Origin of the sequence: Flavobacterium terrae (genome assembly GCF_900142035.1) — a bacterium.
In the GTDB taxonomy this organism is placed as follows: Bacteria; Bacteroidota; Bacteroidia; order Flavobacteriales; family Flavobacteriaceae; genus Flavobacterium; species Flavobacterium terrae.
The window spans coordinates 327,392-352,853 of the sequence record NZ_FQZI01000003.1; the positions used below are offsets into that span (position 1 = coordinate 327,392).

At 31.1% G+C, this 25,462-nt stretch carries 21 protein-coding genes; 6 read left to right on the forward strand and 15 right to left on the reverse strand.

Translation table 11 applies throughout. From position 1 onward, the window contains the following. Positions 1-62: 62 nt before the first annotated feature. The gene (locus BUC09_RS09435) at positions 63-1,280 is read right to left on the reverse strand and encodes a glycosyltransferase family 4 protein (RefSeq protein ID WP_234972539.1); all 1,218 of its coding nucleotides are present in this window, start codon (positions 1,278-1,280) and stop codon (positions 63-65) included. Between the two features lie 76 nt (positions 1,281-1,356). Here BUC09_RS09435 and miaE point away from each other — a divergent pair, with 76 nt between their 5' ends. Beyond that, entirely contained in the window at positions 1,357-1,938 is a 582-nt protein-coding gene (gene miaE / locus BUC09_RS09440; protein WP_073310916.1) for a MiaE family protein, read from the forward strand. Positions 1,939-2,023: 85 nt separating this feature from the next. After that, the gene (locus BUC09_RS09445; RefSeq protein ID WP_073310918.1) at positions 2,024-2,818 is read left to right on the forward strand and encodes a TIGR00266 family protein; all 795 of its coding nucleotides are present in this window, start codon (positions 2,024-2,026) and stop codon (positions 2,816-2,818) included. Between the two features lie 47 nt (positions 2,819-2,865). Here BUC09_RS09445 and BUC09_RS09450 read toward each other — a convergent pair whose 3' ends face one another. Both BUC09_RS09450 and aroC read right to left on the reverse strand, forming a co-directional pair. Further along, complete coding sequence (locus BUC09_RS09450; protein WP_073310920.1) at positions 2,866-4,125, reverse strand: dicarboxylate/amino acid:cation symporter; 1,260 nt, start codon at positions 4,123-4,125, stop codon at positions 2,866-2,868. Further along, positions 4,125-5,192, reverse strand: coding sequence for a chorismate synthase (aroC, locus tag BUC09_RS09455; RefSeq protein ID WP_073310922.1), 1,068 nt, complete (start codon positions 5,190-5,192; stop codon positions 4,125-4,127). Before aroC ends, BUC09_RS09450 begins: the two co-directional genes overlap by 1 nt. 154 nt (positions 5,193-5,346) lie before the next feature. Between aroC and BUC09_RS09460 the strand changes: the two genes are divergently transcribed. Beyond that, positions 5,347-6,162, forward strand: a complete 816-nt coding sequence (locus BUC09_RS09460) for a UDP-2,3-diacylglucosamine diphosphatase (RefSeq protein ID WP_073310924.1) — start codon at positions 5,347-5,349, stop codon at positions 6,160-6,162. A gap of 75 nt (positions 6,163-6,237) precedes the next feature. Further along, positions 6,238-6,792 carry a hypothetical protein gene (locus BUC09_RS09465; protein ID WP_073310926.1) on the forward strand — a complete coding sequence of 185 codons (555 nt, stop codon included), beginning with the start codon at positions 6,238-6,240 and terminating at the stop codon, positions 6,790-6,792. 29 nt (positions 6,793-6,821) lie between these two features. Here the strand turns inward: BUC09_RS09465 and bshA are convergent, their stop codons facing one another. Genes bshA through BUC09_RS09510 form a run of 9 tightly spaced genes read right to left on the reverse strand, consistent with a single transcriptional unit; the run spans position 6,822 to position 17,116 of the window. Further along, complete coding sequence (gene bshA, locus BUC09_RS09470; RefSeq protein WP_073310928.1) at positions 6,822-7,970, reverse strand: N-acetyl-alpha-D-glucosaminyl L-malate synthase BshA; 1,149 nt, start codon at positions 7,968-7,970, stop codon at positions 6,822-6,824. A 59-nt stretch (positions 7,971-8,029) separates the two neighbouring features. Then, the gene (locus tag BUC09_RS09475; RefSeq protein ID WP_073310930.1) at positions 8,030-11,044 is read right to left on the reverse strand and encodes a serine hydrolase domain-containing protein; all 3,015 of its coding nucleotides are present in this window, start codon (positions 11,042-11,044) and stop codon (positions 8,030-8,032) included. A 9-nt stretch (positions 11,045-11,053) separates the two neighbouring features. Beyond that, positions 11,054-11,536, reverse strand: coding sequence for an ABC transporter ATPase (locus tag BUC09_RS09480; RefSeq protein WP_073310932.1), 483 nt, complete (start codon positions 11,534-11,536; stop codon positions 11,054-11,056). A gap of 10 nt (positions 11,537-11,546) precedes the next feature. After that, positions 11,547-12,314 carry a phosphatase PAP2 family protein gene (locus BUC09_RS09485; RefSeq protein WP_073310933.1) on the reverse strand — a complete coding sequence of 256 codons (768 nt, stop codon included), beginning with the start codon at positions 12,312-12,314 and terminating at the stop codon, positions 11,547-11,549. A gap of 7 nt (positions 12,315-12,321) precedes the next feature. Beyond that, positions 12,322-13,113, reverse strand: coding sequence for a (Fe-S)-binding protein (locus tag BUC09_RS09490; RefSeq protein ID WP_073310935.1), 792 nt, complete (start codon positions 13,111-13,113; stop codon positions 12,322-12,324). A 34-nt stretch (positions 13,114-13,147) separates the two neighbouring features. Next, positions 13,148-13,597: an LNS2 domain-containing protein gene (locus BUC09_RS09495; RefSeq protein WP_073310937.1), complete on the reverse strand. Its 450-nt coding sequence runs from the start codon at positions 13,595-13,597 to the stop codon at positions 13,148-13,150. Next, the gene (locus BUC09_RS09500) at positions 13,597-14,937 is read right to left on the reverse strand and encodes a 4Fe-4S dicluster domain-containing protein (RefSeq protein ID WP_073310939.1); all 1,341 of its coding nucleotides are present in this window, start codon (positions 14,935-14,937) and stop codon (positions 13,597-13,599) included. Before BUC09_RS09500 ends, BUC09_RS09495 begins: the two co-directional genes overlap by 1 nt. A gap of 32 nt (positions 14,938-14,969) precedes the next feature. Then, positions 14,970-15,914 carry an MlaD family protein gene (locus BUC09_RS09505; RefSeq protein WP_073310941.1) on the reverse strand — a complete coding sequence of 315 codons (945 nt, stop codon included), beginning with the start codon at positions 15,912-15,914 and terminating at the stop codon, positions 14,970-14,972. A 53-nt stretch (positions 15,915-15,967) separates the two neighbouring features. Next, entirely contained in the window at positions 15,968-17,116 is a 1,149-nt protein-coding gene (locus BUC09_RS09510) for an N-acetylmuramoyl-L-alanine amidase family protein (RefSeq protein WP_143161902.1), read from the reverse strand. A gap of 75 nt (positions 17,117-17,191) precedes the next feature. Here BUC09_RS09510 and BUC09_RS09515 point away from each other — a divergent pair, with 75 nt between their 5' ends. Together BUC09_RS09515 and BUC09_RS09520 are read left to right on the forward strand one after the other, a co-directional pair. After that, a complete protein-coding gene (locus BUC09_RS09515) occupies positions 17,192-19,912 on the forward strand; it encodes a putative LPS assembly protein LptD (RefSeq protein ID WP_073310943.1) in 2,721 nt (906 codons plus the stop codon). A 27-nt stretch (positions 19,913-19,939) separates the two neighbouring features. Next, positions 19,940-20,320: a Rid family detoxifying hydrolase gene (locus tag BUC09_RS09520; RefSeq protein ID WP_073310945.1), complete on the forward strand. Its 381-nt coding sequence runs from the start codon at positions 19,940-19,942 to the stop codon at positions 20,318-20,320. A gap of 69 nt (positions 20,321-20,389) precedes the next feature. Here the strand turns inward: BUC09_RS09520 and BUC09_RS09525 are convergent, their stop codons facing one another. From BUC09_RS09525 to BUC09_RS09535, 3 genes are all read right to left on the reverse strand, one after another. Beyond that, positions 20,390-22,153, reverse strand: a complete 1,764-nt coding sequence (locus tag BUC09_RS09525) for a thiol-activated cytolysin family protein (protein ID WP_073310947.1) — start codon at positions 22,151-22,153, stop codon at positions 20,390-20,392. 238 nt (positions 22,154-22,391) lie between these two features. Continuing rightward, positions 22,392-24,278: a molecular chaperone DnaK gene (gene dnaK / locus BUC09_RS09530; RefSeq protein WP_073310949.1), complete on the reverse strand. Its 1,887-nt coding sequence runs from the start codon at positions 24,276-24,278 to the stop codon at positions 22,392-22,394. 219 nt (positions 24,279-24,497) lie between these two features. Continuing rightward, the gene (locus tag BUC09_RS09535; protein ID WP_084127177.1) at positions 24,498-25,406 is read right to left on the reverse strand and encodes a metalloprotease; all 909 of its coding nucleotides are present in this window, start codon (positions 25,404-25,406) and stop codon (positions 24,498-24,500) included. Positions 25,407-25,462: the final 56 nt, after the last annotated feature.

Here is a 25,462-nt window from a genome sequence, read left to right on the forward strand (position 1 = left end):
TTACAGCCAATGCTTAAAGTTATATAGAAATTTGCTAAAAAACTATACTTTTAAAAAAATAATCATTTCTTACTCTTTTCTTCTATCCATTTTGACATAAATTTTGTCGAAGCAAATTGATTTTGAATTAAAAGATTGCCAATAAAATTATTTTTTCGATGCTCTATTAAACTATCATTAATTGAATAAATTTTATTCTCAAAATTAGATACATACTCATTTTTGGTGAATTTTTTAGCAAGAATTGCTCTTGATTTAATTTGCTTTTCTTGCCAGATTTCACCATTCAAATAAAGATCAATTGCATTTTGCATAAATTTAGACATATCATCATTAACGAACCCATTCCAATCCATATTATTCACTATTCCTTCAGATCCAATAGATGTTGTTACAGAAGGTGTTCCTACCTGCATTGCTTCTAAAAGCTTTCCTTTAATCCCTGCTCCAAAACGTAAAGGAGCCAATAAGACTTTTGCATCCTCAATGACTTTCAAAGCATCATCTGCCCTACCTTTAATCAAAAAACCTTCTTTTTCATTATGCAATTGTTCTATTTTTTGAGAGGAGTAGGCCCCATAAATATTCAAATTAGCATCCAGAGTATTTCTTTTAATTTCTTTCCAAATTTTTTTCAACTGTAAAACTGTATCATAATTGGGTTCATGCAGAAAATTTCCAATAAAAACATAATCTTTCCTTTCATTAAAAGACTTAAAATCATCTTTTGGATTGAAAAACATTGGCAGATAAAACAACAAAGAATTATCAATTTTAAAAATGGTATTTAAGACATCCATTTCAAAATCAGAAACCATGAGTGATAAATCACAACGATAGATACTTGCTATTTCTCTCTTTGCAGATTCTTCTTCCAATAAATTTTCTTGTTTAAAAACTGAATTATTTTTTATTGCTTTTTGCCTAGCATACCTCAAACAATGTAGATCTTCAGTATCTAGAATCCGAATAGCATTAGGACAATTTTCTATTACTCTCCAACCAAATTGTTCTTCTGATATAAACCTGTCAAATAACACAATATCAGGATTTAATTCATTTATATATAAATCAAAACTTGAACTATTCAATTCAATGTTTTTCTTTTCAACATTAATAAAATTTAAATCAAATGAAAAATCACTTTCTTGAGCAGATGATGCAAAGGTTACTTTGTACCCTTGTTCTTGGAATAATTCAATTAATTGCAACATTCTCGTTCCTGCTGCTGATGATTTGGGTTCTGGAAAAACTAAACCTATAACTAAAAGTGTTTTCAAAGTTTTTTTTAAACAAAAATAGATATAAATCATAAATCACAAATAAAATGTAATTTTGCACTTCAATCTTTGAACTATGTTAGGATTAAAATTAAAAACTGACCCAAGATGGGTAAATATTGCAGAAGATAATTTGGGAGAGATTTTATCAGACCATGCATGGTGTGAACAAAAAGCTGCAACTAATGCAATAAACTTAATAATTAATAACTCTGAGAAAGAAGATCTAGTCACCGAAATGACTAAAATTGCTATTGAGGAAATGGATCATTTTAGAATGGTACATGATATTATCAAAGCAAGAGGTTTTGAATTTACAAGAGAACGCAAAGATGATTACGTAGGTTTGCTAACTAAATTTTTAAAAAAAGATGGTAGTAGAGATCAATCAATGATTGATCGTTTACTTTTTGCGGCCATGATTGAAGCAAGAAGTTGTGAGCGCTTTAAAGTGCTTTCTGAAAATATTAATGATGAGGAATTATCTCAATTTTATAGAGAATTAATGATATCTGAAGCCAATCATTATACAACATTCTTAAATTTTGCTCGAAAATATGGTGAAAGAGAATATGTTGACAATCGATGGAAACAATGGATTGAATATGAAGAAAGTATCATTGTAAATTTTGGCAAAAAAGAAACTATTCATGGATAAAGTTTAAAGCGTTCAAATTTGAACGCTTTTTTTGTAACATTTTTTTTAATTAAAACTCTAATTAGTAAACTTAAAAACTAAAAAAATGCAAGCACATGAAATAGATTACCATATTTATGGTGAAGAAATGCAATATGTAGAAATAGAACTAGACCCACAAGAAGTAGTTGTTGCTGAAGCCGGAAGTTTTATGATGATGGATAACGGAATTAAAATGGAAACCATTTTTGGAGACGGATCTGGACAACAATCAGGAGTTTTAGGAAAACTTTTAAGTGCTGGAAAAAGAATGCTTACAGGGGAAAGCCTTTTTATGACAGCTTATCAAAATCAAGAATCAAACAAGAAAAAAGTTTCTTTTGCTGCTCCATATCCAGGGAAAATTGTTGCCATTGATTTAATGAAATACGGAGGGAGATTTATCTGTCAAAAGGATTCTTTTCTTTGTGCTGCTAAAGGTGTTTCGGTAGGTATAGAATTTTCCAAAAAACTTGGAAGAGGTCTATTTGGCGGAGAAGGATTTATTATGCAAAAAATCGAAGGAGATGGAATGGCTTTTGTACATTCAGGAGGAACCTTAGCCCGCAAAGAATTGCAAGCTGGAGAAGTTTTAAAAGTTGATACAGGATGTATTGTTGGTTTTACTAAAGATGTAGATTATGATATCGAATTCATTGGAGGTATTAAAAACACCCTTTTTGGTGGTGAAGGTATGTTTTACGCAACATTAAGAGGACCAGGAATAGTATATATTCAATCATTGCCGTTTAGTCGTTTAGCAGGAAGAATTATAATGGCTTCAGGAATGACAGGAGGAAAAGAAGAAGGAAGTTTATTAGGAGGATTAGGTAACTTATTGGATGGTGATAATAGATTTTAAATAAAAAAAGCGACCATTTGGTCGCTTTTTTTATTTTCATATAAGATTTAATCTTTTTCCCATTTCCCAACCACTGATGTTGCCAATGCATTTCCAAGTACATTTGTAGCACTTCTAAACATATCACAAAAATGATCAATAGGTAAAATCAAAGCAATACCTTCAATTGGAATGTCAAACATACCACAAGTAGCTGCTACTACAACTAAACTTGCTCTAGGAACTCCTGCAATACCTTTACTAGTTAACATCAATACGATCAACATTGTCATTTGTGTTCCTAAATCTAAATGAACGCCATAAGCTTGTGCAATAAAAATACTAGCAAAAGTCATGTACATCATACTTCCGTCAAGATTAAAAGAATACCCTAAAGGTAGCATGAACGAAACTATTTTATCTTTTACTCCAAAACGCTCTAATTCTTCAGTTAATTTAGGAAAAACAGCTTCACTACTAGTTGTACCAAAAGCAATTACTAAAGGAGATATAATATGTCTTAGGAGCACAGTCATTCTTGATTTTAAAAATAAATAGCCTATCACTAATAGAACCAACCAAAGAGAAGATATTCCCACTAAAAATGATCCAAAATACTTAGCGTATGTTAACAACAATTCTCCTAAATCTCTAATTGCAAAAACTCCTGCTATCGCTCCAAAAACTCCAAGAGGAGCAAACTTCATAACATAAGTCACCATCTTCAAAATGATATGAGATGTTTTATCTAAAGCGTTAACCACTGGTTTAGTGTAATTACCTAAAGATGCAGCTGCTAATCCGAAAAAGATAGAAAAAATTACAATTTGCAAAATTTCATTTGTAGCCATCGCCTCTACAACACTCTTAGGTATAATATGCTCAACAAAATTTTGAGCCGAAAAGTTATGTGTTTTGTCAGTCACCTCAGTTGCTGCAGAAACATCAACTCCACTTAAATTTAATCCTGTTCCTGGTTCCAAAACATTTACCCAAAACATACCTATTAATAAGGAAATTAATGAAGCTGTTAAAAACCAACCAAGTGCCTTACCTCCTATTCTACCTACTGCTCTGATATCACCTAGCTTAGCAATTCCTACAACAAGTGTTGTAAATACTAAGGGCGAAATAATCATTTGTACTAAACGAATAAATATCGTTGCCAACATTTTAATGTAACCACTAAACTCTTTTGCAGCATCTGCAGAGTAATTATTATGAATAAATATCCCAAGTGCAGCACCAAGAATCATGGCAACTAAAATTTGAACCGTTAAATTTGAGAAAAAGGACTTTTTATCGTCTTGTTTATTTGTAATTTCCATTATTTAGTTTGATGAATTTTGTTTAATAAAAAATAGTCTGCGATTACTAGAGCTGACATTGCTTCAACAATAGGAACCGCACGAGGAACAACACATGGGTCATGTCGCCCTTTACCCTGTAGCTCGATTATTTCTCCTTTATTTGTAAGTACTTCTTGTTTTTGAAGCAAAGTTGCTACTGGTTTAAATGCTACTCTAAAATAGATATCCATACCATTACTAATACCTCCTTGAATACCTCCAGAAAGATTTGATTTAGTAGTACCATCAGGGTTAAAAGAATCATTATGCTCACTTCCTTTCATTTTTGCGCTACAAAAACCCTCTCCATATTCAAATCCATGAACAGCATTTATTGAAAGCATTGCTTTACCTAATTCAGCATGCAACTTATCAAAAACAGGTTCTCCAAGACCAATTGGAACATTTTGAATAACACATGTTATTATTCCGCCTACAGTATCTCCTTGCTTTTTAATTTCTTTGATATGGGCTTCCATTTGTTGTGCGATTAGTTCATCTGGACAACGTACAGGATTTGATTCAATTTTAGAAAAATCTAAATCTTGATAAGGTTTATCTATAGCTATTTCTCCAACAGCAGAAACAAAAGCATTTATTTTAATATCAGAAATAACTTGTTTAGCAATTGCACCAGCTACTACTCTACTTGCAGTTTCACGAGCAGAACTACGTCCTCCACCGCGATAATCACGTATTCCATACTTCTTTACATAAACATAATCAGCATGACTTGGTCTAAAAGTATCTTTTATATGTGAATAGTCGTCAGATTTTTGATTTGTATTGGGTATTATAAATCCTATAGGAGTACCTGTTGTTTTACCTTCAAAAAGTCCTGATAAAAATTGAACTTCATCTTCTTCTTTGCGTTGAGTCACTATTGAAGATTGTCCTGGTTTACGACGTTGCATATCATTTTGAATTGCTTCAAAATCTATTGTAATTCCTGCAGGACAACCGTCTATTATTCCGCCTAAAGCTTCTCCATGGGATTCTCCAAAAGTGGTTATTTTAAAAAGGTTTCCGAAACTGTTTCCTGCCATTTTTAGTAGTTTGAAAACAAATGTAAGATTAATGTTTAAAGATTAAAAGTTAAATAATGAAAAGTTGAAGGTTACATTAGTATTTCTTAACAATAAGTTACTTATTAATTAATACTAGTTTTATTTATTTGCTAAACTTCAAATTAAACCTATTTTGAAAAAAAGAAAAGTTGAACTCGTAGTAATATCAGATATACACCTAGGGACTTACGGGTGTCATGCTAAAGAATTATCAAATTATTTATCTACAATAAAACCTAAAACTTTAGTTCTAAACGGTGATATTATTGATATATGGCAGTTTAGAAAATCATACTTCCCTAAAGCTCATTTACAAGTTATTAAAAAGATAATTACAATGGCTTCTAAAGGTACTAAGGTTTATTACATAACAGGAAATCATGATGAAGCTCTAAGAAAGTTTAGTGATACATTTATGGGTAACTTTTCATTATTAGACAAATTAGTTCTTGATTTAGATGGAAAGAAAACCTGGATCTTTCATGGAGATGTTTTTGATGCTTCCGTTCAGCATTCCAAATGGATTGCTAAATTAGGTGGCTTTGGATATGATTATCTTATTTTAATAAACAGATTTATAAATTGGTGTTTACATAAAATGGGTAAAGATTCTTATTCATTCTCTAAAAAAATCAAAGCCAGTGTAAAAAAAGCAGTAAAATTTATAAACGATTTTGAAACTACAGCTACTGATTTGGCCATTGATAAAAAATATGATTATGTTATTTGTGGTCATATTCATGAGCCCAAAATTAAAGAGGTGGAAAATAAATTTGGAAAGACAACTTATTTAAATTCTGGCGATTGGATAGAAAACCTTAGTTGCCTTGAATACAATAATAAAAGATGGAAACTTTTTAAATATCAAGAAAGTACTATTTCAAATATCGAAAATGAAGAAGAACAATTATTTGAAATGGAGCATTTAATAAGCTCTATTCAACTTTAATTAAAAAAAATCTTATTAATCTGTATAATATTTGTATATTTATTTCCGTTAAACGTTAAACAAAATTTTTAACTTATGAAAAAAATACTTTTATCAGTAATTATGATTTTAGGGTTAGTTTTTAACTCTCAAGCTCAAGAAAAAAATGCAATAGGTATTAGATTGGGCGACAACGATGGTTTTGGAGGAGAAGCATCTTATCAAAGATACTTATCAAAATCAAATAGACTAGAACTAGATTTAGGTTTTAGAGGACATAACAATTACTATCGATACAATGGTAACGGTTATTACAGTGGTAAAGTAAATCATAGTGCAGCTAAACTTGTTGGTTTGTACCAATGGGTATGGGATATAGACAAAGGTTTTAAATGGTATGCAGGTCCAGGAGCAGGTGTTGGGATTTGGAATAGTGACAAATATTATTATGGTAACAATGTATATGTAGAAGGTGATTCAGGAGCATTCCTTGTACTTGCTGGTGACATTGGTATTGAATATAATTTTGACTTTCCTTTACAATTATCATTTGATTTTAGACCAGAAATTTATGTAAGTGATGATTATGATAAAATTAGAGATGGTAATTTTGGTCCTGATTTTGGATTAAGTGCTAGATATCGTTTTTAATTTCAAAACAAATAAAAATAAAAAACACCTTAATTATTAAGGTGTTTTTTATTTTGTTTCTTTAGTGCTTTAGAATATAATTCTTCATAAATGGGCACTATTTTCTCTATTGAAAACTGCTTGGCAGTTTCGAAGGCATTATCTTTAAATTTTTGAAGTTCATTATCATCTGAGAGAATCTTTAAAGCATTAACAGCCATATCATCTACATCACCTACATTACTTAAATATCCTGAAATCCCATGGAAATTAACTTCTGGCAAACCTCCTGAGTTACTAGATATAACTGGAACATTACATGCCATAGCTTCTAATGCAGCTAAACCAAAACTTTCTGTTTCGGATGGAAGTAAAAACAAATCAGAATAGCTTAGTATTTGATTTACCTCTGTACTATTACCAAAAAATATTACTTTATCCGTAATACCTAATTCATCACATAATTGCTCCGCTTTTATCTTTTCTGGACCATCACCAACCATCATTAACTTAGCAGGAATTTTTTGTTGAATTTTATAAAACACTTTAACTACATCAGGAATATTCTTTACTTTTCTGAAGTTACTAATATGAGTAATAATTTTCTCATCAGGTCTTGCCATAACCGACCTTTTACAATGAATATTATCAACAATACGGTTATCTAATTCAATAAAATTTGGTATTACTTTTATATCATTTTTAATCTTAAACAATCTGAGGGTGTCGTCTTTTAAACTTTGAGAAACTGATGTAACCACATCAGACTTATTGATACTAAAAGTAACAGCAGGTTTGTAAAAAGGATGATTACCAACTAATGTAATATCTGTCCCATGAAGTGTTGTTACCATTGGAATTTTAATTCCTTCCCCTTTAAGCATTTGTTTTGCCATATATCCAGCATAAGCATGAGGAATAGCATAATGTACATGTAATAAATCTATTTTATGTAGCTTAACCATATCAACTAATTTACTAGATAAAGCTAGTTCATAAGGTTGATAATGAAATAATGGATATTCTGGAACATTTACTTCATGATAGTGCACATTTGGATTTAAAAGTGCCAAACGCACTGGTTGACGATAAGTAATGAAATGAATTTCGTGACCTCTTCTTGCTAATTCGAGACCTAACTCTGTGGCTACCACACCACTACCTCCAAAAGTTGGATAACAAACAATCGCTATTTTCATACTACTAAAATACTTAAAAACAAAGAATATTAGCAGTCACTTTTAGACAAAATTAACTATTAGTTTATTATCGCTTCGTAAATAATTTTTTGAATATCCTCTCTAATATTTTCTTTAGAAAGTTTGTTTGAAGCATTGCTATCTGGATAAGTTCTATTTGAAAGAAAAACGTATACAATTTCTGTTTCAGGATCTGCCCAAGTCATTGTACCAGTAAATCCGGTATGTCCAAAACTAGTTATGGAAGCACAGCCACAAGTTGGCCCTGAAGTTCCTGCTAATTGAGGTTTATCAAAGCCTAAACCTCTTCTATTTCCTTCTTGACAGAAATAACATGTGTTAAAATCATTCAACGTTTTTTCAGAGAAAAATTGAATTCCTCCATAGTTGCCTTTTTGCAAGTACAATTGCATCATTTTAGCAACATCCATACTATTGGAAAATAAACCTGCATGACCTGCTACACCACCCTGCATTGCTGCCCCCATATCGTGTACATATCCTTGAATAACTTGATATCTAAAATATTTATCCTTTTCAGTAGGAGGAATAATATCTTGCTCAAATTTTCTTAAAGGGTTATAAGCAGTATTAGTCATTCCTAACTTAGAGAAAAAGTTTTCCTGAGCTAAAACATCTAATGTTTTTTTATGATGTTTCTCTAAATACTCTTTCAATAAGATAAAAGTAAAATCACTATACTTATATTCCTTTTTAGGTAACAATTTACTCTTCATTATTTTAGTAATAATAGTATCATTATAACTATTAATAATAAATAAATTTTCTGCTACTTGTGTTGTAAAACCTTTAAGACTTGTTTTTCTATAGTATTTTTTTGACGGCTGTTTAGTAAGCGAATCTAATGTACTTTTATAAAATGGTTCCCAGGCTTGTAAACGAGCATAATGAGAAAGCAAATCTTTAAAAGTAATTGAATCTTTGTCAGTGCCTTTAGCTTTATGAACCATCTCTCCTAAACGAGTATTTAAATTGATTTTTTGATGATCATAATCTATCATTACATTGGGTAAAGTACCAATTATTTTTGATAGTGATGCAATATCATACACATCTGAATTTTTGACTTTTACACCATTTCTGTAAGTATGATATCCAAACGATTTTTGGTAAATAACTTTTCCTTTTCTAGCAACTAACACTTGAGCACCCGGAGTCATTCCACCATCAATTGCTTTTTTTACAATCCCATCAATTTTTGATAAAATTTGAGAACTCATGCCTACTGATTCAGGATTAGCAAAACCTAGTCTATTTATTTTTCCTGTAGGTAAACCGTCTCCAACTTTAAAATTATCATTTATAGAAACTGGTAATTTACCTTTAGCTTGAACGGAACCAAATATTATTTCTGCAGATATTTCCTGAGGAATATCTCCATTTTGATAGGATACAATTATACTTTTAAATTTATCAAAATCATTTATGGGCAATAAAACGTAAGGTTTAGAAAAAACATCTAAGATGACATCGTTTTTATCAGCTACTTTATTAACTAATTCAAGCTCTTTTGAAGTGAATTCATGTTTTTTCCACCAAGTTTTATCTGAAACATGATATCCAATAATTACTTTATCATAATTTTTAAGCTCTTGATTTAAACTATCTAAATTTTTGTGATAAACCTCAGTTACATCGCCATATTTCTTTAAAGTTGATAAAAACTTTGAATTAGTATCGTCACCAATTTTTACATAGGCGAATTTTGATTTTGCCAAATCTTTGATTGGTAATATTTCATCATCATTTTTGATGACAGTAATTGCATTTTCATACAATTTATATTGTAAAGACGTATTTTCAGGTTTGTTAATATCATCATACAAACCTTCTATTTGTATAGGTTTGTATTTATTTAAACCAGCTTTGTATTTGTATTTCAAAATTTTCTTTACAGAAAATTCTATTCTTTCATCAGTAATTTTAGGAATTGAATCGGTATAAGCTTGCTTGAATTTTTCAACTGCTGTTGGAACATCTTCAGGAAAAAGTAAAATATCATTTCCAGCCATGAAAGCTTCAAAGTCGATATCACCAGGTTTTTTAAAATTACTAGCGCCTTTCATATTCAAAGCATCAGTAAAAATCAAACCTTTAAATTTTAATTGTTCTTTCAAAATATCATTTACAACATGATAAGATATTGAAGTTGGATAATTCTCTCTAGGCTCTAAACTTGGAACATTCAAATGAGCTACCATTACAGAAGCCAAACCTAGATGAAACATTTTTTTGTAAGGATACAATTCAACTTCGTTTATTCGCTCTTCAGAAAAATTAACAACTGGTAGTGTATGATGTGAATCCGTTTCGGTATCGCCATGTCCTGGAAAATGTTTTCCAGTAGCAAAAACACCACCATTTTGAATTCCTTTCATTAAGGCAACTGCATGCTTGGTTACTTCTTCTTTGTTTTCACCAAATGATCTATTTCCAATGATAGGATTATTAGGATTCGTATTAATATCTAGTACTGGAGCAAAATTAAACTGAAGTCCTAGTCTTTTGGCTTCTTTTGCCATTTGCCCCCCTAATTGTTCAATAAGTTTCATATCCTGAACAGCTCCTAGAGTCATATTCCATGGATATTTATAAGTAGAGTCTAATCGCATGCTTAATCCCCATTCGGCATCATTCCCTATAAACAAAGGAACTTTAGAATTCGATTGAAATCGATTAGTTAATTTTGCTTGTCTAACCGGGCCTCCTTGAAAGAAAATTAAGCCTCCAATTTTATAGTTTTTAACTAATTTATCAATGGCGTTAAAGTGCACAGTATCTTTATTAGAATAGGCTGCCACCATAAATAATTGTCCAATTTTTTCTTCAAAAGACAACGTTGAGTAAACACTATCAACCCATTTTTTTTCTGCTGGGGAATCTTCAAACAAATTAAATCCTTCTAATGAAGGATCTTTAAATTTTTCGATATTGATATTTTCGGTAACAGCTAGTTCTTCTTTTTTTTCAGGGAGTTTTTTCTTCACAGAACAATTTACTGTAAAGGCAATTAAACTTAAAAAGAAAGAAATATTTAAACCGATGTTTTTCATTGTATTTTTTTAAAAGAAACGACTATGCCAGCTATCTTCAGCAGGAACTTCCCAAGCTTCATTAAATTCCTGAATTGTGTTTACTAGATTATTAAAGACAATAGTAGTATTAGAAACGGCTTTTTCTTTGGCCATTTTTTTAAAATCTATTAAAGATTTATGGGCAATAAATTCACCATTCTTGAATGTTACATTCATTTTATCAAGTAAATCTACACTGTATTTTTTTTCTAATTCTTGGATAAAAACTACTGATGAGTCAATCGAGCATCCGGTTGCGGCTTGCTCATCTTGATTAACAGCAAGAATTATAAATCTGTTATATTTTGTTATGAATGAGGCTTCAAGACTTGTACCATGAGCAGACCAATTTTCAACAAAATTTTTAACAGAATCTTCAATTTCTGTCATTTCTTCATCAGTGAATTTTCTATTGGATTGGTAAATCCAAATTCTAGACTGTTCTGGTAATTCTTCAAAAGGAAGATACATAATTAATTTTTTAAATTTTTGAAACTAAACAAAACCCAACCTCTTTATTGTTATAATAAGGGAGTAGTGAAATTTTTGATTTCTCTGAATTCTCCTTAAAAAAAACTCTATTAATAGCTGGATATAATAAGTACGCAATTTTAGTACTTAAAATTCCGATCCCAGCTCCAGCCGCTACGTCACTGAACCAATGTCTATTATTATACATTCTAAAAAAACCTGTTGCCGTTGCTACTGCATAACCCGAAACACTATACCAGATCGATTTATCTTTATACTCTTGATGCAATAATTCTGCACCCATAAATGCTGTTGCTGTATGTCCTGATGGAAAAGAATTATTAGAAGTCCTGTCAGGTCTTTGAGAAACAGTAGTACCTTTTATCGTATTAACAACCGCCCCCATAATTAAATAAGATGTTGCCGATATTATAGCTTTATCTCTAAAATTATGCTTACTTTTTATTCCCAATCCGTCAAGTGCATAAATTGACACTAATGGTGCATATTGAGAAAAATCATCTAATGTTAGTTTCTCATCAATATGTTCTCTTAATTCTTCTTTAACTTCAGCATTAAAAGATAGAAGTTGATGGCTTTCTAATCCAACTGCACCATATACAATTAATGCAGATGGTATAATGAACTGCTTATAATTTATTTTCTTTTTATCTAAAAAAACAGAATCTTTTGATTTTACAATCTCATTATCTTGTGCAAACAAAGAAAAACTTAGAAACAGTAATCCGACTGAGAATAATGCTTTCCTTTTTAGCATATTTTTTTTACAAATCTTGAGCATTAGCAATTAATTCAGCCACATCAAGCACTTTTACATCATGTTCGCGATGTTTAGCTTTAGTTCCGTCGGTAAGCATCGTGTTACAGAAAGGACAACCTGCTGCAATAATCTCAGCATTTGTTTCTAAAGCATCTTCTGTTCTTTCAACATTAATATCTTTATCTCCATTTTCAGGCTCTTTAAACATTTGTGCTCCACCTGCTCCACAACAAAGACCATTTGCTTTTGAACGCTTCATTTCAACTAATTCAGCATCTAATTTTTGAATTAATTCACGAGGCGCTTCGTATATTTTATTAGCACGACCTAAATAACATGGATCATGAAAAGTAATTTTTTTGCCTTTAAACTGACCACCTTCGATAGTAAGTCTACCTGCATCAAGTAATTCTTTTAAAAATTGAGTATGATGAACAACTTCAAAATTACCACCTAATTCAGGATATTCATTTTTTAAAGTATTAAAACAATGTGGACAAGCTGTTACAATTTTCTTTGTTTCATATGCTTTTAGTACTTCAATATTCATGAAAGCTTGCATTTGAAATAAAAATTCGTTCCCAGCTCTTTTTGCAGGATCACCAGTACAACCCTCTTCGGTTCCTAATACTGCAAACTCAACATTGGCTTTATTTAAAATACGTACAAAAGCTTTAGTTATTTTTTTTGCTCTATCATCAAAACTTCCAGAACATCCTACCCAAAATAACACTTCTGGTTGTTTGCCTTGAGCTAACATTTCGGCCATAGTAGGCACTACTAAATTTTCTGACATAATCTATATGTTTATTCGTTGGTCTTGTTAGTTTTTAAATAATATCTTTTTCGTCATCAAATACTTCGATAGTAACTTGTTTCTCGATTAAATCAGTAAACTTTCCTCTATATCGAGTCGCTTTTACTAAATGGTTGTCAATCCAATGGTAATTTCCACCTCTTGGTTTTCCCATAATCATTCCGTGGTATTTAAAACCATGCTTTTTTAACCAAATCTCTGTATACTCTCTATGCGCTTCGGTTCTTGACGTGAAAAAGAAAATTATATGTCCTTCATCATACCATTTATTCAAAGTAGCTAATGCATCAGGATATACTTCTGCTGTTAGCATACGTTCTGGCTCTTCATTTGGGATATCATCACAAATAGTTCCATCTATATCTATTAAATAGTTTTTAATACCTGGAGGAAGTATAGGACTAATTGTATGGCCGTCTTCAGTAGCAGCAATTAATTTTTTATCTAAATCTTTATTTTCCATTATTGCTCGTCTTTCCAGTTTAATCTATCTAATTGGTTATATTGCCATGGTGCACTATTATTTTCAATATTAGTCATCATTGCATTTAATGATTGTGGTGCAGCACTTTGTTCCATTACTAAGTAACGACGCATATCCATAATAATAGATAGTGGACTAATATTTACAGGACATTCTTCTACACAAGCGTTGCATGAAGTACATGCCCAAAGTTCTTCTTGTGTGATATAATCGTTTAATAATGATTTTCCATCAGGAACAAAAACACCATTATTTTTATCAATATTATCACCTACTTCTACTAGACGGTCACGAGTGTCCATCATAATTTTTCGAGGAGATAATTTTTTACCCGTTTGATTTGCAGGGCAAGATGAAGTACAACGACCGCATTCTGTACATGTGTAAGCATTTAATAACTGAACCCAATTAAGATCTTGAACATCTGAAGCACCAAATTTACTTGGCGCTGCATCTGCATCTGGAGCAGGTGCTGCAAATGGATCAGCGTTAGGATCTAACATTAATTTTACTTCATTTGTAACACTTTCTAAATTATCAAATTGTCCTAATGGATTTAAATCAGCAAAATAAGTGTTAGGAAAAGCAAGAATAATATGTAAGTGTTTTGAATAATATAAGTAATTCAAAAATGCCATAACCATCATGAAGTGACCCCACCATCCTATTCTTTCCAATATATGTAAAGCTCCTTCAGACATTCCTCCAAATAAAGCTGGTCCAACATGTTGAGATACAGTAAAACCGAAAGAACCTTGACCTTCAAAATGTGATTTACCCATATTATAAAGGACTTCATCAGTTCCATTCATTGTAAAAATGCAACAAACTAAAATGATTTCCATAATTAAAATCAAATTAGCATCTTTTTTTGGCCAACCTAATAATTCAGCTTTGTTCAAGCGAGGTAGCTTTAATAAATTTCTTCTAGCCAAAAAGATAACAGTCGCTGTTAATGCAAGAACTGATAGAATTTCGATGAAGCTGATTAAAAAAGTGTAAAAACCTCCTAATCCAGGTTTAAAGAAACGGTGTGTTCCAAAAATTCCATCCACAAGAATTTCTAACAATTCGATTTGTGTGATGATAAAAGCAGCGTATAATGCAAAGTGAAGCACTGCGGGTATTGGTCTTGTAAACATTTTCTTTTGACCTAAAGCTACTAGAGCCATATTACTCCATCTTTCGGATGATCGATCAAAACGATTTACATCTTTCCCCAATTTAATGTTGCGGATAATTTTTTTGACATTTTTAGCAAAAAAACCTCCTCCTACTGCAAGAATAACAAGAAATAGTATACTGCTTAAATAATTCATAATGGTTATAATTGGTTGATTTGTTTGAAAATTTATTTTTGTTCAGGTGATATGTATGGCTTTTCTTTTTTTCCAAAGAGAGAAACATTAACATAGCGTGTAGGGTGTAATCTTAAATCTTGTAATAAAAGTTCTAATTCTTTTGAAGCTTTTGCGAAGTTGTTATACATCGTTTCATCTTTCATAAGTTTACCCATTGTACCTTTTCCAGACTCAATATCAGTCATTATTTTATTGACATTAGCAAGAGTAGTTTCTAATGTTTTTACTGTTTGTCCTAATTGTGCTTTTTCTAAATCAGAAGAGATTTTAGAAAAGTTTTGAGTCGTTTTGTCTAGATTTGCAACCGCGCTTCCTAATTTATCTTTATTTTGTAATAAAAGTTGATCTAATTCTGCAGAAACTTTAGTGAAGTTAGAGAGTGTTTTATTTAACTCATTTATCGCTTTTTTAAGATTTGCCTGAGTTTCCCTATCAAGAACATTATTAACATTTGTCAAAAGTCCATCAGCACTAACTAGAACTTTATCTAATCTATGTTGCAAAGGTGTAAGTTTTTCACCTAAAGAAGATGTTAAACCTAATTTTACTCCAGCAACTAATTTATCTCCTGAAACCGCTATAGATTTATCTCTATAGTTAGGTACTATAGCAATTTGTTTACCACCAATAAAACCAGGCTCATATATTTCGGCAACACTTGTTTTAGAAATTGGAAAATCTTCTTCATTAATTTGAAGTTCAACTAGTAATTTTCCACTTGGCGCTAATTCAATTTTATCAACCTTTCCTATTATTTTACCGCTAATTGTTACAGGTGCAGAAACAGCTAAGCCTTCTACGTTATCATATTCAACAAAAAGTCTTTTATGATCGTTAAAAAGATTTGATCCTTTTAAAAAACTATAACCCCAAATAAATAATAATAATGAAGCAATAACAAGTATGGCCGTTTTAATTTCTCTAGTAATTTTCAAAATGTGTGGTTTTTAATAAACAAAAATACTAATTTAAAAGATATATAAGTAAATTACTTACTCTTTAAAGCTTCATTTAAACTAATTTTTTGACCATTTTTAAAGGGTACTATAAATGCAGAATCATAACCTCTTGTTTTAGCTTCAAGTAACTGCATTTTAGCTTCGTTATAATCATTAGTCTCACCATACATATATTTGTAGTAACCTTTTTCAGATATGAATGAGATTTTACTTAATCCATTAAAATTTTCTGGTTTAGTTTCCACATGGCTTGAACTAGCCTTAACTTGAACTTTATAAACAACTTTTGTAGTATCAACAGGCTTATTGTCTGAAGTTTTAGAAGTTTCTTTGGATGAAGTTTTAACTGTATCTTTTTTTACGGTTGTTTTCTCTGATTTTTGAATTTCAATTACAGGCATACTTCCTCCAAAATGCTCCACTTTCATTCTAAAAATTGCATCAGCAATTGATTTTGCCACATTTAATTGTCCTTCTTCAGAATTCAAATAAGCTCCTTCTTCTTTATTAGAAATAAAGCCCATCTCTATTAAAACTCTTGGCATAAATGCTTTATGCAAAACCATGAAAGGTGCTTGCTTAACACCTCTTACTTTTCTGTTTAATTTAACATCAAAATTATCTTGAATTCTACTAGCAAATTCAATACTTTGATCTAAATATTCTTCTTGAGCTAATGTTGCACTAATAAGTGATTCAGGTGAATTAGGATTATATCCAGCATATTTTGTTTTATAATCCTTCTCCATTTGAATTACTTCATTTTCTTTTTTTGCAACTTCAAGACTTGAAGCACTTTTTGAAAGACCCATAACATATGTTTCTGTTCCATAGGCTTCTTGATTTTTATTTGCATTACAATGAATCGAAACAAATAAATTTGCATTTGCTCTATTGGCAATATTAGCTCTTTCAACTAAATCTATAAAACTATCATTCTTTCTTGTGTATATAACTTGAATAGTTGGATCCTGTTCTAATATTTTACCTACTTTTAAAACAACACCAAGAGCAATATTTTTTTCAATAAAGCCATGATATGTTGCACCAAAATCATGATCTCCATGACCCGCATCCAATGTAACTTTAAATTTACCTGAACTTTGAGCCAACATGGATGATACAATAAATAATAATACTAAAACAAAAACTTCTTTAATTTTAAGGGATAACTTCATGTTAATTATTTTTATAAAGACCAAAAGGTTATAATTTTACTAAATGCTTAATTATTTTTAAAAATAGATGTAAGTTTGTCACTTCAAAAATTAAGCCATATTTTTACAAAAATAGTATTTATAGCGTTGCGTACAAACTTATTTCATATCGTTTTACTGCCTTTTTTTCTAACTCTTAGCAGTTTAAAAACTTTTTCGCAGGAGTTACCAAAAAAGAATATTTCAATATCTGCTGACAAACAAGAAGATAGAATTTTAATAAGTAAAAATAATACTACAAAAACACAAGACAGCACTAAAACCGATACTGTTAAGAAAAAAAAGTCGCTTTTAGATGGAAAAATACATTATAAGTCTAAAGAATACGCAAAAATAAATCAAAAAAAGAAGCAAATTACACTTCATGACGAAGCAGAAGTGTACTATAAAGACATTGAATTAAAGTCTGGAGTCATAGTTATTGATTATGAAAAAGACGAAGTCTATGCTGGAAGAATTAAAGATACTTCAGGAGCATATACGCAATACCCTGTTTTTAAACAAGGGGCAAATGTGGTTGAGCCGGACTCTATTAGATTCAACTTTAAAACAAAAAAAGCGCTTATCTGGAATTCTAGGACAGATCAAGGTGAGTTTAAAGTAAAAGGTGAAATAACCAAAAGAGAGAATGACTCTGTGTACTTTATTAAAAATGCTCGATTTACAACATCAAAAAACATAGAGAAACCGGAATACTATTTTATAGCCAGAAAAATAAAACTTGTTCCTCAAAAGAAAGTAGTCACTGGTCTTACTAATATGGTTATTGCTGATGTTCCAACACCTATTGGTGTACCATTTGCTTTTTTTCCAATGACAGAAGAAAGTACTTCAGGAATAATCTTGCCTACTTTTGGACAAACCAATGCACAAGGATATTTTCTTCAAAACGGTGGTTATTACTTTGCTCTTAGTAAAAATTATGATCTAGCTCTTTTGGGTGATTATTATACAAATGGTAGTTATGCATTTAGAGCAGAAACAAGCTATGCAAAAATATATAAGTTCAGAGGGAATTTTAATTTTAGATATGAAAATCAAATAACAGGAGAAAGAGGACTTCCGGGGTATGGTAAAACTAATTTATACAATATTCAATGGACTCACTCTCCAGACGCAAAGGCAACTCCTAATTCGAGATTCTCAGCTTCAGTTAATTTGGGAAGTTCAAAATATTATCAAAGTTCATTCAATCAACTTAATACTGCGAATTTTTTAAATAACACTTTAAGTTCATCTATTTCATATAGCAAAACATTCAACAGTATTCCGCAAGTGAATATGTCATTAACTGCATCACATTCGCAAAATACTAATACTGGGGCAATAAATATGACCCTTCCAACTCTTCAAGCAAGTGTTGACAGAGTATTTCCTTTCGCTTCTAAAAACGGCACAAAAAAGGGTTTTATTAAAAATATTAATTTTCAATATAATTTAAGAGGTGAAAATCGTTTTACAACAAACGATTCTATATTTTTTAAATCAGAAATGTTTAAACAAGCACAAAATGGATTACAACATACAATTCCATTAAGTACAAACTTTAAAATATTCAAACACTTTAGTGTATCTGCTGCCACAAATTATATTGAAACTTGGTATCTAAAAACTATAGAAAAAAAATACAATTCATTAATAAATAAAGTTGAAGATATTGAAAAACCTGGTTTTGATGCATTTAGAACTTACAATTTTTCTTCAGGGATAGGTACAACAATATATGGTACTTTCAATATTAGTAAAGATAAAAAAATTCAAGCCATTAGACATGTCATTAGGCCAAATGTATCCTATTCATATACTCCTAGTTTTGAAAAGTACTACGATACTTATGCAGCAGATGGAAGTGGAAGAATGGAAACTTATTCTCGTTTTGAAAAAGGGATTTTTGGCTCACCAAGTAGACAAAATAGTAATATTTTAAGTTTTAATATAAATAATACATTTGAAGCAAAAGTTAGGGATAAAGATTCAACTAAGGTGGAACCAAAAAAAATAATTCTTCTAAATAATTTTAACTTTTCTACAAGTTATAACATTAGTTCAGATTCATTACGTTGGGCTCCTTTAAGAGTAAGTGGAGGTACAAATTTACTAAAAGACAAAATGAATGTGAATTTTGGTATGACTTTAAATCCTTATGCGATAAATAATAAAGGACAAATGGTCGATGTTTTTAACATCAACAATGGAGGTAGTCTTTTTAGAATGACAAGTGCTAATATGACCATTAACTATTCTTTTTCTAGCAAAGAATTCAATGGAAATCAGAATGGCAACGAAAATTCACTCAATAACAAAGGCTTAAGAAATGGTGGTCGAGCAGACGATTTATTTGGCACATCTACAGATTTTAGTGACAGACAAAAAAGTCAATTTGAAGATAAAGATGACACAAAATTTGATAAATTCTTTAATACCAAATTACCTTGGGATTTAAATCTTGCATATTCATTAACTTATACTAATAATAATAGAGAAAATAAAATAAGTCAAAGTTCATTAATGTTTTCAGGGAACGTCGATATTTCTCCTATGTGGAAAGCTGGAATTTCCTCTGGATATGATTTTGTTCAAAATGGTGTTACATATACTCAATTAAGATTTTCAAGAGATTTGTTAAGTTGGCGCATGGATTTTAATTGGAATCCAATTGGTGATAGAGCATCTTGGTATTTTTTCATAGGAATTAGCTCTTCTGTACTAAGCGACATCAAGTGGGACAAACGCAGTTTACCAGATAGGAGACTTTAATTTTAACTATTTACTACGAGATATATAATGAAAAAAATAATTTTTACAGACAAAGCCCCTGCTCCTATTGGCCCATACAATCAAGCTGTACTAGCTGATAACACACTTTATATTTCTGGACAAGTTGCTTTTATTCCAGGTACAGATAATCTAGTTTTAGACAATATTGAAGTGGAAACAGAGCAAGTTATGCAAAATTTGAAAGCCATATTAGAAGCAGCAGATATGACTTTTGAAAATGTTGTTAAATCAACAATTTTCATCATGAATATGGGAGATTTTGCTCGAATTAATTCTGTATATGGAAAGTATTTTAATGAAGTAACGGCACCAGCTCGCGAAACAGTTCAAGTGGCTACATTACCTAAAAATGTAAATATTGAAATTTCGATGATCGCAATTAAATAATACAAAAAACACTTCCTAAAATAGAAGTCTATTTAGGAAGTGTTTCAATCAAGAATTATTTAGCCTAGGTTAGTAAATTGCTTGAATTTTAAATTTAAATTCAATTCTACTAGCTTCATGTCTGCACATTAAACTTACTTCTTCTTTATCTGACAATTCACTAATTTTTGCACTCCAAAGATTTTCTTCAAAATTATCATCAGCACTTGTGCTATCATACTCAGTTAGATCTACTCTTATTGCAATTTTTGCTTCAGGATCATTTATAGGAACGTTAAAATCGATAGATTTATTAACTTTCCATAATTCGCTTTGAGCCAATTCTAGTGGATTATTTTTACTACCTTCTGTAAAAGTCCAAGGCGCGGGTGCAATTTTCTTTACACTTTGAGGGAGTTCATCCCACTCAGCAAGTGGCTTATTTTTTTTATCAATATCAAGAATTGATTTTCCATCTCCAAATGCTCTAATTCTTGCCACTGCTTTTATTTCAGATGCATTTCCAGGGTCATCATTAACCACGTTTCTTATATTTTCCCAAATCACTCTATATCTTGTAGCTCTAGGTGAACATTCTCTAGAAGTGTAGTTTGTAATAACTCTTGCTCCTACAGTAGCTTGATCTAAAGTTGCAAGAGTATATCCAATTTTAACTTCGTCATTTTTATCACTAAGAAGACTATCAATTCTTTGTTGAAAAGCTTTAAATGAATTTGCATTCAATAATGGAGCTACTTTTTCTGGTTTACCACCTGCACAAGCAATAGTTACTCTTGTTTCTTTAAGAATTTCTTTTTGTCTTTCATTAAGTCCTAATTCACCATTTGCAAATCCAAAATATGCATACATATTAACATCTATATCATGTTCTTCAAACGAATAATCAGATTCATAAACTATATACAAAATACGGCCATATGATACACTATCAACATAAACCCAATTAGGATCAACATCTTTATCCTCTATTGCTTGAGTATTATCAGATTCACTTTTGAGGTAAAAATAATCGCCTGGTTCATTTACACTACTATCTACATGAACTGTATAATAAATTTGATAAAGTTCTACTACATATTTATTTGATTTTTCATTAGTCTTGTAGGTAAAATCATGATTTCCGCCAAACCCTAAGTAGTTTCCACTGCCTGAAGTACGTATAAAAAGTTCTTGTTCAGAATTCATTTTAAATTTTGCTCCGTGAGTTATACCTCCTGCATGTACCCCTGATGCTCTAAGCTTGCGAACTGCTTCTTCTATATTACTTGAAGATGGTGAACTCACAGTTGTTTTAGTCAAATTAGTACCTTCACTAGAAATGGTAATAGGCTTTCTAGAAAAAGGAACTGTATTATATTGACCGCTTGCGATATTTTTCATATCGTATACTCCACCTACGAATATCTTATAAAACTGTGGATTTAATAGAAAACCATTATAATTAAGATCTGTTATCTTTACATCTTTAATATTACAGGTCCAATTTCCTTGATTTTCTCTTTTGGATGAAATGGCGTTAGATTCAGCTAATTTTTCTAAATCAGATTTACGTCCAAAGCTTAATTCAACCTTTCCAGTTTTTAAATTGTGAGTAGTGCTAAAAATAGAATCTTTTTTAGCAATTTTGAAATTGAAACTTGAAGGTTTGTGGGTTATTCTTTTAACTCCTAATCTAGAAATTACTCCCGGTTTTAAAGCAAATGAATTTTTATCAACCACTATTTTTTTTCTGTCTTTATCAACCGGTTCATTTTTACTAAGTTTTACTTTAGCATTTTCTGATATTTTAATTTTTGTTGCATCATTTTTTACAACTTTTACTACTTTCCCCATAATCTTTTATTTTAAATTAATATTTGATTTCTAATTTTTAATTCAAATTATTTTTACGACTTGGGTTATAAATCTTAGATATCAAAAGTATACTAACATTTAAATAAAGCACAGGGGATTTTCTTGGTAATTCAGATAGTGTTTTTCCTGATTTTCAATAAATTAGAAAACATTCAATAATTGACAACATAAAAAAGGCTGTCTATTTTAGACAGCCTTTTTAATAAGAATATAAAATTTATTTTACTTCTTCAAACTCTACATCTTGAGTTGAATCGCCACTAGCGTCTGCTTGAGGTTGAGCCTCTTGAGATTGACCTTCAGCTTGAGCTTTATACATTTCTTCAGAAGCATTTTTCCAAGCTTCGTTAATTTTATCTAAAGCTGGAGTAATTGCTGAAATTTCTTTTGTTTCGTAAGCTGCTTTTAATTCATTTAAAGCTGCTTCAATTGCTGATTTATTACCTTCAGATAATTTATCACCAAATTCAGACAATTGCTTTTCAGTTTGGAAAATCATACTGTCAGCTTCATTTAATTTAGAAGCTTTTTCCATAGCAATCTTATCAGCTTCAGCATTCATCTCAGCCTCTTTCTTCATTTTTTCGATTTCTTCTGGAGTTAATCCTGAAGAAGCTTCAATACGAATATCGTGAGATTTACCAGTTCCTTTATCAACTGCTGTTACATGAATAATACCATTAGCATCAATATCAAAGATAACTTCAATTTGAGGAACTCCTCTTGGTGCAGGTGGAATACCGTCTAAGTGGAAACGGCCAATCGTTTTGTTATCTCCTGCCATAGGGCGCTCTCCTTGCAACACATGAATTTCAACACTTGGTTGGTTATCTACAGCTGTTGAGAAAACTTGTGATTTTTTCGTTGGAATAGTTGTGTTAGATTCAATTAATTTAGTCATTACACTTCCCATTGTTTCAATACCTAATGAAAGTGGTGTAACATCTAATAATAATACATCTTTAACATCTCCAGTTAATACACCACCTTGAATAGCAGCTCCAATAGCCACAACTTCATCTGGATTAACACCTTTAGATGGTTTTTTACCAAAGAATTTCTCTACTTGTTCTTGAATAACAGGGATACGTGTAGAACCTCCAACTAAAATTACTTCATCAATTTCAGATGTTGATAAACCTGCATCTTTTAATGCTTTTGCTACTGGTTCCATTGAACGTTTCACTAAAGAATCTGCCAATTGTTCAAACTTAGCACGAGTTAATGTTTGCACCAAGTGCTTAGGCCCTGAAGCCGTAGCTGTAACATATGGTAAATTAATCTCTGTTTGTGCAGAAGAAGACAATTCAATTTTTGCCTTTTCAGCAGCTTCTTTTAAACGTTGCAAAGCCATTGGATCTTTACGTAAATCAACTCCTTCAGCAGCATTAAAATCATTTGCTAACCAGTCAATAATTACTTGGTCAAAATCATCACCACCTAAATGAGTGTCACCATTTGTTGATAATACCTCAAAAACTCCATCTCCTAATTCAAGGATAGAAATATCAAAAGTTCCTCCTCCTAAATCGTATACCGCAATTTTTTTGTCATGTCCTGCTTTATCCAAACCATAAGCTAAAGCTGCAGCTGTTGGTTCATTGATAATACGCATAACTTTAAGACCTGCAATTTCTCCTGCTTCCTTAGTAGCTTGACGTTGTGCATCATTAAAATATGCTGGTACAGTAATAACTGCCTCTGTCACTGAATGTCCTAAATAATCTTCAGCAGTTTTTTTCATTTTTTGAAGTGTCATTGCTGACAATTCTTGCGGAGTGTACAAACGTCCATCGATATCTACACGTGGTGTATCGTTATCTCCTTTTACTACTTTATAAGCAACTGTTGATGCCTCTTTAGCACTCTCAGAATACTTATTACCCATAAAACGCTTAATTGAAGCGATAGTTTTTGTAGGGTTAGTTACTGCCTGACGTTTTGCAGCATCTCCTACTTTAATCTCTCCACCTTCAACAAATGCAATTACAGATGGTGTAGTTCTTCTACCTTCAGCATTCGCGATTACAACTGGCTCTCCACCCTCCATAACCGAAACACATGAATTGGTTGTTCCTAAATCGATTCCAATAATCTTACTCATAATATAATTCTCCTTAATTTTTATTTATTTTAATTACTCCTCTACGAGTGAGTAGTGTTTTGCAACACGTTGAGCTTAATGACAAGGATTGTGCCAATAGAAAATTTAAAATAAATTGTCAGTATTTCTAAAAACATATATGACAAAATGGCAATAATTAATAAAAAAACCACCCCGTGGGGTGGTTTAGAAACTTAAATTTATTGTTAGCAATTAATATTACTCTAAGTTGAAGTATTCCTCATCAGACATTTGTCCAGTTTGAATTCTTTTTAACTCATCCATGTGAATCATCATTAATTCATGACCTTCTTGAGTCATACCTTCTGGTTTAGCAAAACCTGTTTTATAAGAACCACTCAATACACCACTGTAGTAGTAGAAGAAATTATAATCAAATTGCGATGCCGACAATTTTGCATTTGCCGGATCTGCCAATAAAAATCCTAAACGAACTGCTGAACGACGCTGTGCAGGAGTCCCATGATGACCTGAGCTAGTAGTTGAATAATCTCCAATTGAATAAGCAAATTCATAACCAGTAGCAATCGATGAGAATGTTGATTTACCATACCCTCTACGTAAATAGTAACCAGCCATACCGTCAGCTTCTAACTCATTAGGTCTTGCAGTAGATTCTCTTACAGAAGGTAAATTGAATGCGTATTGCAATTGGTGTCCATACTCATGAGCTAAAATCATTACATTAATTAAATTCGAAGCATCCTTAGATTTTGCATCTCTAAAAATTCCTTCACCATAATAAATTTTTCCGTTGCTGTATGAAATAGCATTGTAAGTTGAGTTCCAATTAGTTCCATTTCTTACAAATCTGAATGTTGGTGCAGATACTGAACTTCCTCTCCAAAAAGTTTTAATAGCTGTGTTTTGATTAGTCATTAATGTTACATCTGAAGATGTTCCAGCCCCTGAAGTTAATGTTGTTGATAAAGTTGCTGATGAAGGCCAATTACCATCTACATACATACATTCTCTCTCAATTCCTTTTGCTTGATCAATGTTTGTTGCTTCAACTTCTGCAACATTTTCTTCATCTTTGTTACATGAAAAAATCACAGCTAATGACAACATACTTAGTGCAATAGCACCTTTTTTAATTTGTTTCATAATTAATAGTTTGGTTAAATGGTTTAATAATTTGCCAAATTTATAAAGTTTGTTAA